General features: G+C 44.5%; 12 protein-coding genes and 1 pseudogene. All 13 read right to left on the minus strand.

Features of this window, described 5'->3' with window-relative positions; all coding sequences use genetic code 11:
• Window positions 1-2: 2 nt before the first annotated feature.
• Window positions 3-1505 (minus strand): YfcC family protein, encoded by a 1503-nt coding sequence (locus INT76_RS03135; protein ID WP_212572094.1) that lies wholly within the window; start codon window positions 1503-1505, stop codon window positions 3-5.
• Window positions 1506-1644: 139 nt separating this feature from the next.
• On the minus strand, window positions 1645-2775 hold the full coding sequence (locus tag INT76_RS03140; RefSeq protein WP_212573004.1) for an aminotransferase: 1131 nt from the start codon (window positions 2773-2775) through the stop codon (window positions 1645-1647).
• Between the two features lie 28 nt (window positions 2776-2803).
• Window positions 2804-4213 carry an arginine-ornithine antiporter gene (gene arcD / locus INT76_RS03145; RefSeq protein ID WP_212572096.1) on the minus strand — a complete coding sequence of 470 codons (1410 nt, stop codon included), beginning with the start codon at window positions 4211-4213 and terminating at the stop codon, window positions 2804-2806.
• 90 nt (window positions 4214-4303) lie between these two features.
• Window positions 4304-5251, minus strand: coding sequence for a carbamate kinase (gene arcC / locus INT76_RS03150; RefSeq protein WP_212572105.1), 948 nt, complete (start codon window positions 5249-5251; stop codon window positions 4304-4306).
• A gap of 164 nt (window positions 5252-5415) precedes the next feature.
• Complete coding sequence (argF, locus tag INT76_RS03155) at window positions 5416-6429, minus strand: ornithine carbamoyltransferase (RefSeq protein ID WP_212572107.1); 1014 nt, start codon at window positions 6427-6429, stop codon at window positions 5416-5418.
• A gap of 14 nt (window positions 6430-6443) precedes the next feature.
• Window positions 6444-6886 (minus strand): annotated as a pseudogene (locus INT76_RS03160) (GNAT family N-acetyltransferase).
• Window positions 6886-8115 (minus strand): arginine deiminase, encoded by a 1230-nt coding sequence (gene arcA, locus INT76_RS03165; protein ID WP_212572109.1) that lies wholly within the window; start codon window positions 8113-8115, stop codon window positions 6886-6888. Before arcA ends, INT76_RS03160 begins: the two are co-directional and overlap by 1 nt.
• 244 nt (window positions 8116-8359) lie before the next feature.
• Window positions 8360-9055 carry a Crp/Fnr family transcriptional regulator gene (locus tag INT76_RS03170; RefSeq protein WP_212572111.1) on the minus strand — a complete coding sequence of 232 codons (696 nt, stop codon included), beginning with the start codon at window positions 9053-9055 and terminating at the stop codon, window positions 8360-8362.
• A 191-nt stretch (window positions 9056-9246) separates the two neighbouring features.
• On the minus strand, window positions 9247-9852 hold the full coding sequence (gene sodA / locus INT76_RS03175; RefSeq protein WP_212572113.1) for a superoxide dismutase SodA: 606 nt from the start codon (window positions 9850-9852) through the stop codon (window positions 9247-9249).
• Between the two features lie 75 nt (window positions 9853-9927).
• The gene (holA, locus tag INT76_RS03180; RefSeq protein WP_212572115.1) at window positions 9928-10959 is read right to left on the minus strand and encodes a DNA polymerase III subunit delta; all 1032 of its coding nucleotides are present in this window, start codon (window positions 10957-10959) and stop codon (window positions 9928-9930) included.
• Between the two features lie 130 nt (window positions 10960-11089).
• Window positions 11090-12022 carry an MBL fold metallo-hydrolase gene (locus INT76_RS03185; protein WP_249116172.1) on the minus strand — a complete coding sequence of 311 codons (933 nt, stop codon included), beginning with the start codon at window positions 12020-12022 and terminating at the stop codon, window positions 11090-11092.
• A 27-nt stretch (window positions 12023-12049) separates the two neighbouring features.
• The gene (locus tag INT76_RS10995; protein WP_249116173.1) at window positions 12050-12712 is read right to left on the minus strand and encodes an acyl-CoA dehydrogenase family protein; all 663 of its coding nucleotides are present in this window, start codon (window positions 12710-12712) and stop codon (window positions 12050-12052) included.
• A complete protein-coding gene (locus INT76_RS11000; RefSeq protein ID WP_249116174.1) occupies window positions 12691-13158 on the minus strand; it encodes an acyl-CoA dehydrogenase family protein in 468 nt (155 codons plus the stop codon). The genes INT76_RS10995 and INT76_RS11000 overlap by 22 nt, the downstream gene beginning before the upstream one ends.
• Window positions 13159-13164: the final 6 nt, after the last annotated feature.

Consider the following 13164-nt stretch of genomic DNA (forward strand, 5'->3'; position numbering starts at 1 on the left):
TTTTAGAAGAAGGTCGCAAGTACCAAAATCGCAATACTTGCAAGAATAATTCCAACAATCAATTTACCAACAAACTTGTACCAAGTACCGATTTCGATGCGACCAAGGGCAAGGGCACCCATTACGATACCAGAAGTTGGTGCCACCAAGTTCAACACACCAGATGCTGCTTGGAAGGCTGTGATAATCAAGTGAGAAGGTACATTTACGAATTCGCCAAGCGGCGCCATGATACCCATAGAAGCACTTGCCAATCCTGAAGTAGATGGAATCAAGAAGGACATTGGCAGGTAGAAGAGATAGGTCAGGACGATGAAGACTTGAGATGACAAACCTTGCAGTCCTACTTCACCCCAGTGAAGGATGGTTGCAGTAATCAAACCGTCGTTCATGATAACTTGGATACCACGCGCAATCGCACAGATAAGGGCTACACTGAGCAAGTCTGCTGCACCGTTCATGAAGGCTTTGATCATACGTTCTTCTTCCATGCCGTAGACCAAACCGACTGCTACACCCGCAAAGGCAAAGAGCATTGCCCCTTCTGGGAAGTACCACCAACCAAGTGGTGAAGTTGAAGAACCGATGATTTGACCAATAACAGGAAGACCTGTCAACCAAGTGTTGAAATCTTCAAAGATAGAGATGCCCAAATCACCCCATGGGATGAAGCTACAAATCATAAGAATGAAAGTAAAGACAAAGACCCAAAGGACACGTTTTTGTGCTGGCGTCAAGTCAGCGTTGACTTCTTGGCTTGCATTCACATTGAAATGCTCCATGTCTGTTTCACGCTGTTTATAAACAAGAGACTTAGTTGGATCTTTTTGTACTTTTTCAGCGTACTGAGCAACGAAGAACATACCCATTGCCAGGATTACGATGAAGAAGACGATACGCCAGATCATACCATCAGCCACGCTGACACCGGCAGCATCTGCAGCTACACCAGTTGCAAATGGGTTAACAGTAGAGGCCAAACAGCCGATTTGAGAACCGAGCAAGATAATGGCAACACCTGTGATAGAGTCAAACCCTACTGCCATCATAACTGGCACGAGAAGAGGGTAGAAAGCCATTGTTTCTTCACCCATACCGTAGGTTGAACCACCGAGTGCAAAGAGCGGCATCAAGATGTAGATGAGCATTTTTTCTCTTCCCTTGAACCGCTTCACGATAGAGGCAATCCCTACATCCAAGGCACCTGTTTCATTGACAACACCTAGAAAGGCACCAACCATCAGGATGAAGAAAGATACGTCGATCGCTGCTTTAGTTGGTTCGTGACCAAGCATAGCCCGAATCGGTGCCATCAACACATCCCAAATACCTTGAGGGTTCTGTGCCACCTGCTCGTAAGTACCCGTTATGAGATTTCCAGCATCATCAGTCTGGTACTGACCTGCTGGAATAATCCAAGTCATCACTGCCATAAAGGCGATAATGAGCATCAAGATGGTATACGATGTAGGCATCTTGAACCCTTTTTTCACTTTTTCGCTCATCGCAAAAAACCTCCTATATATTTTTTTATTTGTAGGTCCCCATTCAAGGAAACCCCTTACATTTCTTAGTTTAATTGTACCAAATTTCCATAAAAAATCAAGGTCTAGTTGTGATTTTTACAACAAATTTTGGATTTTTTTACGGATTTGGCGTATCAAATTGACGAAGAAAATCAGACAGACCTTCCAAGCCTTTTTTCAGCATTTCTGTATGTGTGCAGTAGCCCAAGCGGGCATAGCCGGGCATGTCAAAGCGGTTCCCCGGAACCAGCAAGACTCCTTTTTCTTTTAACAGACGGATACAAAATGCCTCGATTTCTTCTGGAATATCCAGCTTGATAAAAGAGGTGGAAACATGACGCGGAAAGACCAGAGAAACGCGTGGTTCCTTTGCCACCCAGTCTTTGACAATGGCTAGATTTTCACTAACAATCGTCTGGTTGCGTTTCAAAACGGCTTCCTTATGCTTCAGCACATGAGTCGTGATGAAGTCATCAAAGACACCTGCACAAATCATGGTGTAGTCCCGATACTTGCGGAAAAGCTCTGTCACTTCATCATTAGCGACAACCCAGCCGACCCGAACACCTGGAACAGAATAGGTCTTTGAAAGGCTATTGGTTGATATGCCTTTTTCATATATATCGACAATAGCTGGCACATCCAGCCCATCTTCCAAAGGCTTGTAAACCTCATCTGACAGGATATAGGCCCCAACTTCCCGAGCCACCTCTACAATGCCTTCCAAGAAACTACGATCCATGATGGCTCCAGTTGGATTATTGGCATTGTTAATACAGATCATCTTGGTATCAGGACGAACGAGTTGCCGCAATTCATCCAAGGAAGGCAGCCACTTGTCTTCTTCATGAATCTTCCAAAGAGAAACCTCTGCTCCAAAGGAACGTGGAATATCATAGAGTTGCTGATAGGTTGGATAGAGTGAAACCACATGATCTCCTCTTTCAATGAGAGCATAGAGTGCTAAAAAGTTTGCACCTGTTGCACCGTTGGTTTGGAGAATCTGACTGGACTTGACCGTTTGGTAGAGTTTAGCTACCTCTTCTTTAAATTCAGGAGAACCTTCAATCCAGCCATAGTTCATCTTCTTTTGCAGCAATTCTGCCAAGAGAGCATCCTTACCAGCTGGATCTAAGTTTAAGATTTCTTCCAGAGTCATAGAGGCGATTGAGCTGCCTGCAATATCATAGACAGCATCGTTTTCCCAAACATTGAGCCATTCTTCTACACCAAATGCTTGAATTTCCATCATCTTCCTCCTTATGTATACAGATAGCTTAAAGGGTAATTTGTCCAGTAAATAATCGAACCAAGGCTAGGACTGCACCAGCAATCAAGAGCACCACTAGTACCAACTCTCCGCTAGCAAATAATTTTTTCACCCCGATGGCCTTGCGCGCTTGAATATACAAAACAATTCCCAGTAGGTAGACAATCAGGCAGAGCAAGAAGTAATCAATACCTGATACCCAAATGGCCCAGAGATAAAAGACTGTACCGACTAGTCCAATCACCAACTGACCTGTTTCTTTTAAGTCGCTGGATAGTTTGACCTGATAGAGGGTCACGTACAGCCAAGATACAAAGATCGCTGCCGTACAGAGAGAGTAGGCAAACTGATAGGCTTGATCTGTAAAGAGCAGGGTAAACATGAAGGCCTGAGTGAGGGCAGTCATAAATACCAAGGAGAAGGTTGGCGCACCATGCTGGTTGAGTTCTCCAAATTTCTTTGGCAATAAATTGCGATTGGCCATAACCAAGGTTGTTTCAGCAGGGAGCATGGTCCAAGATAGCCAACTACCGAAAATGGAGATAATCAAGGCAATATTCACAACCGTTGGGAACCAGTCACCAACATTTTCGGCTAAGACATAACCCATGGCTGGGCTAGCCAATTCGGCAACCTGTTCGCGGCTCATAATGCCATAAGGGAGCATAGAAGCAGATACATAGATAATCAACAGACCAATCAAGCCAAGAACAGTTGATTTTCCAACGATAGCTCGATTTTGTGCCCGATCTGACATCATGGCTGCTCCTTCAATACCAACAAAGACCCACATGATAACCATCATAGAGTTGGTTACCTGTTCCATGATTGGACCAAATTCAAAACCAGCTGAGCTTGTTCCCCAGAAGTTTTCCATGAAAGTTGGCAGGTCAAAGAAGAGAAGGGCTAAGACAATATACAAGCCCAAAGGAAGGAGTTTACACAAGGTGATGATGGTATTTAGGGCCGCAGCACCTTCTACCCCGCGATTGACCACATAGGTCAGTCCCCACAGAACCACTGAGGCCAAAAGGATAGAGATAAGATTGTTTCCTTCTTCAAAGACTGGGAAAAAGCGTCCCAGAGTCTTCATCATCATAGTCGCAAAGGCTACGTTACCAAGCCAGGCAGACAGCCAGTAGCCCCAACCGCTGATAAAGCCGCTGAAAGGACCAAAGCCATCTTCCGCATAACTCACAATCCCAGATAGTTCTGGTTTTTTGCGTCCGATGTTAACAATGGAAAGGCAAAGAGCCAAGACGCCTACGCCAGCGATTGCCCAAGCAACCAACGCTCCACCTGGAGCGGCTGCCGCTGCCATATCGGTTGGAATGGCGAAGATCCCTGAACCAATGGATGAACTAATAATCAGGGCTGTCAGAGCGATGACACCTAATTTTTTTGGATTGTCTGTCATAGATTTTCTCCTAAACTTCTCATAAAAAAGGAGGATGTAGCAGGACATATACCCGTCACAACCTCCCTCATGTCCTAAGTTAACTGGCCATTAGCCTTTAGCGATGATTGTTCCACTTTCTGACTCAATCAGAGCGCCCAAGTTTTCTAGCGATGTAATAACTGCTTTTGATTCTGGTTTGTTGTTCACAAAGGCGATAGCTGCTTCAACTTTTGGTAGCATAGAGCCCGGTGCGAATTGGTCTTGTTTGATGTATTCTTCCAATTCTGCCACCGTTACATGTTCCAATTTAGCTTGATCTGGTTTGTTGTAGTTAACAAAGACGTAATCGACACCCGTTAGTACGATGAAGAGGTCTGCATCAACCAATTCCGCCAAACGTTGTGAAGCGAAGTCCTTGTCAATAACTGCTTCAACACCTGTCAAGGTGCCATCGGCTTCACGGACAACAGGAATGCCGCCACCGCCAGCAGCTACAACCACTTCCCCTGCATTCAAAAGCGTACGGATGGTTCCGATTTCTTTGATGTCAACAGGTTTTGGTGAAGCAACAACCTTTCTCCAGCCACGACCAGCATCCTCTTTAAAGGTTGCACCAGTCTTTTCAGCTTCTGCTTTGGCTTCTTCTTCAGAATAGAATGGGCCGATTGGCTTGGTCAGATTTTCAAAGGCTGGGTCCTGTTTATCTACTACAACCTGGGTCACAACAGAAGCGACGTTCTTCTCAATGCCTTCTTTGGTCAATTCGTTGGCCAAAGCATTTTGAAGCCAGAAACCGATAGAGCCTTCTGTCATAGCTACCAAGCTGTCCAATGGGAAAGCTGGGTTCTTTTCAGAGTCAGCTGCTAAGTTTTGTAGCAAGAGGTTGCCGACCTGTGGGCCGTTTCCGTGTGTGACAATTAAGTCATCGCCATTTTTAATCAATTTTACCAAGTGTTTTGCGGTCTGCACCAAGGCTTCCTTTTGTGCTTGTGCAGATGGGTCAGATGAGAGGATGGCGTTTCCTCCCAAGGCTACGACGATTTTACGGTTTGCCATGTTTTGTTCTTTCTCCTTTTAAACATTCTGGTGAAGAGGGAACACCCTCTGTTTTGATAGCGTTTACATTACACATGGAAATGAAGGGCTGCGACTAGAGGCTAGTCCAGCCCTCATCAGTTGGTATTCGTTCGTTTCAAATAGAAGCTATTGGAAAGTCCTTATTAAACGCGTGGTACAAATGGGTCGCCCAAGGTTGCTGCCATCACTGCTTTGATAGTGTGCATGCGGTTTTCAGCTTGGTCGAAGTGACGTGCATACTTGCTGCGGAAGACTTCGTCTGTTACTTCCATTTCTTCTACGCCGAATTTTTCAGCAACGTCTTTACCGTAAACAGTTTCTGTATCGTGGAAGGCAGGCAAGCAGTGCAAGAAGATAAGGTTTTCGTTTTCTGCTTTTTTCACCAAGTCCATGTTTACTTGATATGGTTTCAAGAGGGCAACGCGTTCTGCGAATTTGTCTTCTTCACCCATGGATACCCAAACGTCTGTGTAAAGGACATCTGCGCCTTTCACTGCTTCGTCTGCATTGTCAGTAATCAAGACACGCGCTCCGCTTTCTTTCGCAAAGCCTTCAGCCAAAGCAACCACTTCTTCTTCTGGGAAGAGTTCTTTTGGAGAGAAGATGTGTACGTTGACACCAAGGATTGCACCTGTCACCAACAAGCTGTTTGCTACGTTGTTACGGCCGTCACCACAGTATACCAAGGTCAAGCCTTCCAGTTTACCGAAGTTTTCTTTTACTGTCAGGTAGTCAGCCAACATTTGAGTTGGGTGCCATGCGTCAGTCAAACCGTTCCAAACTGGTACGCCAGAGAATTTAGCCAAATCTTCTACCATTGCTTGGCTAAAGCCGCGGAATTCAATACCATCAAACATACGGCCCAATACTTTTGCAGTATCTTCTGTTGACTCTTTTTTGCCCAACTGGATGTCATTTGCTCCAAGGTATTCTGGGTGAGCACCGAGGTCAATAGAAGCTACGGTAAAGGCAGCACGAGTGCGAGTAGATGTTTTTTCAAACAAGAGAGCAATGTTTTTCCCTTCCAAGTAGCGGTGAGGAATGTTGCGCTTTTTCAAATCTTTCAAGTGTGCTGAAAAATCAATCAACCATTCCAGTTCAGCGCGAGTGAAATCTTTCTCTGCGAGGAAGTGTCTGCCTTTAAATACGTTTGTCATCGTGTGTTTCTCCTTTATGTTGAAATAGTTTTTGCAAGAGATTGGCAATCAACGCCATCTTCTTGATAGATATCTGAAATTGGTTGATAACCAAGGCTTTCATAAAAGCCTTTGGCGGTCAGTTCTGAATGGATAACCAATCGAAGGTAACCTGCTTCTCTGGCATATTCTTCAAGGATACGAATGATTTTGGAGCCGTATCCCACCCCCCCCGATACTGAGGCAGGGTTGCTATACGCGTCAGTCTTGCTGTTTCCTGATCCTCAGGAAGAAAACGGCCGGTCGAAACAGGTCTACCATCGATAAAGAGATTGGCATAGACACGCCCTTTCTCATCGAACTGATCAAATTCATCGCTTCGCTCAATCCCGCGTTCCAGAACGAAAACCTGGTAGCGTACATAGATAGAAGCTGCTCTCTGCCATTCTTCAGAGCCGATGAGGAGTTCTTCCCTCATTAGAGGTCTTCACGCTCAAATGGCATGGACATACAACGTGGTCCACCACGACCCCGAACCAATTCACTTCCTCTGATCTTAATCAAACGAAGTCCTTTGGACTCAAGGATAGCGTTGGTGATGGTGTTGCGGTTGTATACTACTACTACACCTGGTGCAATGGTCAAGGTGTTAGAACCGTCGTTCCACTGTTCACGTCCTGCAGCAACGATGTTGTCACCACCACAGCGAATCAATTCTACTTTTTCAAGTCCGAGGTTTGCAGCCAAGAGTTCAGCGAGGTCACCATGTTCTTCTTCAATGTGAAGTTTTTCGTTTTCATAGGTTACAGAGTAAACACGGAGGTCGCCTTCAATTTCTGGGTGGATAGTGAATTTATCATAGTCTACCATTGTAAAGACGGTATCCAAGTGCATGAATTTACGGTTGTTGGCAAATTCAAAGGCCAATACTTTCTTGAAGCCGACATTTTGCTTGAAGATATTCACCAATAGTTTTTCAATAGAAGCTGCATCAGTACGTTGTGAAATACCTACTGCAAGGACATCTTTTGAAAGAACCAATTCATCCCCACCTTCGATACGGGTTGTTTCGTCACGGTTGTAAACCAATGGAACTTTTCCACCGTAGACTGGGTGATGAGTAAAGATATATTTACCGTAGATGGTTTCACGGTTACGAGTTTCTGCATACATGTGGTTGAGGGAAACTGCATTACCGATGGTAGCAAATGGATCCCGTGTGAAGTAAAGGTTTGGCATTGGGTCAATCGCAAATGGGTAATTTGATTCAACCAAATCTGTCAAACCTTTTTCTTCAGCAGGGACTTCTGGAAGTTCTGCCTTCTGAACACCAGCCATTGTTTTTTCCACTAACTCTTGGTTGTCTTCGATACCCATCAAGAGCTCACGGATCGCTTTCTTAGTAGCACGTCCGCGAATGTTTGCTTCTTCAAGGTATTCATCAATAAACTGTTCACGAATTTCTGGAGTCACCAATGATTCCGCAGCCAGAGTTTCCAAATAAAGAACCTCTACCCCTTCGTCACGAAGGGCTTGTGCAAAAGCATCGTGTTCTTTTTGAGCGTCTTCCAAGAATGGAATATCATCAAAGAGCAAACGCTCTAAGTAATCTGGCACCAAGTTTTCAATCTCTTTACCTGGACGGTGAAGCATAACTTTTTTCAGCTTACCGATTTCTGAAAAAACGTGAATTGGATGTTGTGACATCTCAAGTCCTCCTTGTATTTTTTTCTTTGTTGCAAGATTTCTCTTGCCTTTATGACACACTCAGTATACCACTCTTTGTGAACGCTTACACAAAAAATACCACAATTTATTTGAGAAATTCTTCTCATTTCTAACCCTTATAATCAATAAATATCAATTTTTACCCCTTTTTTATGAATTTCTCTACCCTTTTAACCATTTTTTGAATATTTATTATTTTAATATTTTAAGAAAAAAAGAGACGCTAGTGTGTCTCTGTTAAATTTTCTAGGAAGAAATCAATATCCAAATAGGTCAAGCGCTTATGGGAATAAGCGATATGCTTATCCTTCTTCAGCTCTTTCACCACATGGCTAGCCGTTTCCCTTGTAGTGGCAGCCAAACGAGAAAGTTCTTGAATATGAATTTCAAAGGGAAGGGTTTCTAGCCTATCTCTCTGACAAATATCCCAGTATAACAAGGCCATTACCTGAATCACGCGCTCGCTGGCTCTGGAAATCATGGCATTGCGCAAACGGAGTTCCTGAAATTTGAGAATTTTAGATAATTTCTGGCTGATATAGACTAACTGTTTGGGTGTACGCATGGATAGTTTCTCGTAAAGGTACATGGGTACGATGAAATATTCCAAATCAGTTGCTGCAATAGCTGTGTAGTGGTAATAGTCATTTTGGAAAATATCACCAAAAGGAAAGGCTCCGCCCTCACGAATGTAGTCCAGATAGGAATAAGTGTCGGTCTGGTCATACTGCTCAATCCGTGCATACCCCTTAAATAATACAAAAAGATATTCCCGCTTGTCCCCAGCGAAAAAGAAAATCTGCCCCTTAGGAATCTTACGAAAACGCACTTCTTTAGCCAATTGGTCAAAGGACTCAATGGGTAAATTGACAAAGGACGGGTGCTGTTTTAAGAATAGGTATTGTTCCTTGTTAATCATTGTTCCTCCCTGTTCTTCTTTTCCACAGAAGTCTGACTGCCCCTTATCCGACCTGTTTTCCAGTCACTTCTGCAAATTCTTTAACTGTCTTATCAGCTTCATTATACCATATTTTACATTAACCCTACGGTTTTTTCTAAAATCCACTCGGTTTGCATAAAAAAATAGCCCGTTGGGGCTATTGATTGATTTTATTTTGCTGCTGCGTAGAGTTCGTTGACCTTGTTCCAGTTGATGATTTCAAAGAAAGCTTTGATGTAGTTTGGACGAACATTGCGGTAGTTGAGGTAGTAGGCATGCTCCCAGACATCCAAGGCCAAGATTGGTTTCAAACCTTGCATGATTGGGCTGTCTTGGTTAGCAGTAGAGATGACTTCCAACTTGCCTTCCTTGTTGACAACCAACCAAGCCCAGCCTGAACCAAAGCGAGTAGCTGCTGCTGTTGTGAAGGCGTCTTTGAAGGCATCAAATGAACCAAAGGTCGCATCGATGTCTGCTGCTAATTCTGGAGAGATTTCAGACTTCTCCGCAGAAAGCAATTCCCAGAAAAGGGCATGGTTGAGATGACCACCACCATTGTTGATTAGGGCCTGACGAATATCAGCTGGAATCTTTTCCACATCCGCCAAAAGGCTTTCCAAATCTTCACCGATTTCAGGGTGTTTTTCAAGAGCTGCGTTGGCATTGGCCACATAGGTTGCATGGTGCTTGTCATGGTGCAGTGTCATGGTTTCCGCATCAATGTGAGGTTCGAGTGCATCGTATGCGTAGGGTAGGTCTGGTAAAATAATTGCCATGGTCGGCCTCCTCTTTTCTTGTTCTGTTACTATTGTACTGTAATCAGATAGGCTTTTCAACTTATTTGTCCACTATTACAGGCTGGCTATTTTCAGCAAAAGCAGGTCGAAAAGATAGTCCTTATCAAGGCGGCCTGTCTTCATCTGGTAATCCGTTTCAATCAACCATTGCACCACTTTTTTCAGAAATTGGATAGATAAATTTCGAGAATCTCTCAGAGCAAATTTGACTTGATAGGGGTTGACTTGCCGTCCTTGGATTAGGGATAAATCTGCTCGGATTTGCTGTTCCTGCTTTCCTTCTGCTTGAAGCAACCGCACCTGCAAAAACAAACGAAACTGGGTCAGCATGATTGCCAGTAGCTTGATTTCATCTTCCCCCTGAAGGCGCAAATCCCTGACCAAACTTCTGGCCTCATCAATTTTGGACTGCAAGACCAGCTGGCTGAGGTCAAAAATGTTGTCCTGAAGGGTCTTTGGAATGGCCTGCTCAATATCCTCTAACCGAATGGCTGCCTGTCCCTTGTAAGACTGAAGAAAGGCTAGATTCTTACTAATTTCTGCAAAATCAAAATTGGACTTGTGCAAAAGCTGTTCAAATACAGAAGCCTCCATCTGCAAGCCTAGCCGTTTGATTTCCTTTTGGAAAAAGGCTCGCAATTCAGCTTCTTTCAGTGCCGTAGCTTCCAAAACGAGTGCATCTCGCTTGAGCAGCTTAACCAAGCGGCGTTTGCTATCCAATTTTCCTGCAGCCAGAATCAGCAAACGGGTGGTTTCGACAGGATTTTCCAGATAGGCCTCAAACTGCTTGAGTTCCTCATCTGTTAAATAACGCTTCTTGTCCGTGGTCAGGTCTGCAAAATAGTCCAGAACAACCACCTTTTCATCAGCAAAAAAAGGCAGCGAAACCAAATCCAAATCCACTTGGCTGTAATCTGTTTCCGACATATCAAAATACGCCATGGTCAAATCGCTGCTGTCAAAATGAATCTGCTGGAAGAGCTGATCCTTGGCCAATTGAAACTGCCCTCTGTCATCACCCGTCAGGACTGTTATCAGTCCCAAGTTATCTCGGCTTAGTTTTTGTATCTGTTCAATAACTGTCATCGTCATCCTCGTCACATTCTCTGTCTATTATACCACGGAGCTTGAGAAAGATGCCAAAATCACTCAGGTTTGTCTGACCTCCACTCCTTAGATTTGAGCGGGTCACTTCCCTGAGTGATTTTTGAGTGATTTATGGCCATGATTGGGGTGGTATCTTTACATCTTCAGCAACCACTAGGCGCTTATCCTGTTTGTCGGTAAAAGGAACGATTGGCGGCCTTAAGCGCTCCAAGCATGAAACAACCGTCTGTCCTGTCTGATCAAATTTGAGCAGAGCATAGAAGGGGTCATGGTAGAAGAGGAAGGTATAGCCCTTCTCATACGCCTCGCTTATCCATTTTTGCTTAGCCTTGATGGAATCCATAGGGTAGTCATCTACTGCTGCGACCCAGAGAGGATTGCGGTGGACATGGGTCAGTACAGTATCGGCCATGTGGAGGATGGTTTCCTCCCCTTGTTTGAGTAAAATCAGGCAGTGTCCGTTGGAGTGCCCACCTGTACGGTGCATTTCAATGCCTTCAGTGATGGTTATCTGCTCCTTGAAGGTTACTACTTGATTCTGAACCGCCTCCCAGTTCTCTCTCAGATAAGTCGCCCGGGTACGAGGATTGGGATGGCGAACTTCCTCCCACTCAATCTCGTTGATGTAAATCACCGCCTTGGAAAAGGTTGATACCAGTTGCCCATCTTGGATACGGGTCAATCCTCCAGCGTGGTCATTGTGCATATGGGTCATCAAGACCACATCAATATCCTCGGGCGACAATCCCAGTTGTGCCAGACTTTCAACCACGCGGTTTTCAGACAGAACGCCTAGATTCCTGCGCTGTTTGGCATCTAATTTTTCTGTTCCCAAACTAGCATCAATCAAATAGCGCTCCCCGTTGTATTCTATTAAAATTGGATCTGTCACATCGGCCATGAGGCCATCTTCAGTAGTCGGGTAAAAACGAGACCAGACCGCTCTTGGAACAGGGCCGAACAAGGTTCCTGCATCCGTATACTTATCTGCTCCTCTCAACCAGGTCAGTGTCATCTGCCCAAATTGATAACGTTGTAACATCCCTTTCTCCTTTCTCTTAGGTTAGGTTTAAAGCCAAACCTCTGCAATCTTGCGTTTTAAGTTATCCGTTTCACCGCCATAGGCACAGGTGATATTCGCATTGTGAACATACCGTTCAATATCATTGTCCGCGATAAAGCTATAAGAACCTGTGATGCGGATGATTTCCTCAGAGATTTCCTTGGCTGTGTCAGAAGTGATGACCTTGAGCATGGAAACCCGTCGTTCGTTGGTCATGCTGCCGCGGATGTATTCGTTATAGTAGGCCTCACAGGCAGCCAATTTGGTTTTCATGCCGGCAAATTTGAGTTGGTTGATTTCTACATCAATCGGGCGCTTGCCAAAGCCACGGCGCAGCTTGGCATAAGCCAGACCTTTTCGGAAAGAGCCTTCTGCAATTCCCAAAGACTGGGCGCTGATAACCAAGCGCATCTTCACCATAGTCTGACGCCACTGCTCTGTTCCCTTGATAACTCCTCCTAGCAGACTATCTGGTTCAAGATGGAGATTATCTAGGATGACAGGTGCCAAGGGCATAGCGCGAACACCGATTTTCTCTTCCCGTGGACCAATCTGAAGTCCTTCTTGCTGGCGGTCTACAACGAAGATGCCCAGAGCCTTCTTGCCATATTGGTCGATGGTCTGAGCCAATACAAAAATGACATCTGCTAGGGTGGCATTGGACACCATGTCTTTTTTCCAATCACTATCCAGCCTGTTTCAGTCTGGCGGGCGATGGTTTCTGGCTGATGGCGATCCAAACTAATATCTTTTTCTGAAAAAGCAAAGGCCCCTATTTTTTTACAGGAAATCAAATCATCCAAATAGGCCTCTTTCTGCTCTGCGCTGCCAAAGGTTTTTAACAGCCAAATAGCATAAATCGCCTGTGTGAAGATAATACTGGCCAAAGAGGAGAATTCAATGGACAGAAGACGGATGATTTCCAAAAAAGTCCGAAAAGCTCTTTCTGAATCTGGATAAGAGGTAATGAGTTCAAAAATCTTTAATTCCTCTGCAAAATACCGAAAGTGCCGGACAGGAAACTCCTCTTCCATATCAAATTTCCTAGCCTCACCAATTATCTCTTCTTGAATATAGTCAGTCGCTTCTTCTAAAATATCATCGTAAAATAGCATAGAAAA

The organism is Streptococcus oriscaviae (assembly GCF_018137985.1).
GTDB lineage: Bacteria > Bacillota > Bacilli > Lactobacillales > Streptococcaceae > Streptococcus > Streptococcus oriscaviae.

Excerpts from the sequence above, each read along its gene's own strand:
- INT76_RS03135 (WP_212572094.1), bottom strand. The coding sequence starts at position 1,505 with ATGAGCGAAAAAGTGAAAAAAGGGTTCAAGATGCCTACATCGTATACC.
- INT76_RS03140 (WP_212573004.1), bottom strand. The coding sequence starts at position 2,775 with ATGGAAATTCAAGCATTTGGTGTAGAAGAATGGCTCAATGTTTGGGAA.
- arcD (WP_212572096.1), bottom strand. The coding sequence starts at position 4,213 with ATGACAGACAATCCAAAAAAATTAGGTGTCATCGCTCTGACAGCCCTG.
- arcC (WP_212572105.1), bottom strand. The coding sequence starts at position 5,251 with ATGGCAAACCGTAAAATCGTCGTAGCCTTGGGAGGAAACGCCATCCTC.
- argF (WP_212572107.1), bottom strand. The coding sequence starts at position 6,429 with ATGACAAACGTATTTAAAGGCAGACACTTCCTCGCAGAGAAAGATTTC.
- arcA (WP_212572109.1), bottom strand. The coding sequence starts at position 8,115 with ATGTCACAACATCCAATTCACGTTTTTTCAGAAATCGGTAAGCTGAAA.
- INT76_RS03170 (WP_212572111.1), bottom strand. The coding sequence starts at position 9,055 with ATGATTAACAAGGAACAATACCTATTCTTAAAACAGCACCCGTCCTTT.
- sodA (WP_212572113.1), bottom strand. The coding sequence starts at position 9,852 with ATGGCAATTATTTTACCAGACCTACCCTACGCATACGATGCACTCGAA.
- holA (WP_212572115.1), bottom strand. The coding sequence starts at position 10,959 with ATGACAGTTATTGAACAGATACAAAAACTAAGCCGAGATAACTTGGGA.
- INT76_RS03185 (WP_249116172.1), bottom strand. The coding sequence starts at position 12,022 with ATGTTACAACGTTATCAATTTGGGCAGATGACACTGACCTGGTTGAGA.
- INT76_RS10995 (WP_249116173.1), bottom strand. The coding sequence starts at position 12,712 with ATGGTGTCCAATGCCACCCTAGCAGATGTCATTTTTGTATTGGCTCAG.
- INT76_RS11000 (WP_249116174.1), bottom strand. The coding sequence starts at position 13,158 with ATGCTATTTTACGATGATATTTTAGAAGAAGCGACTGACTATATTCAA.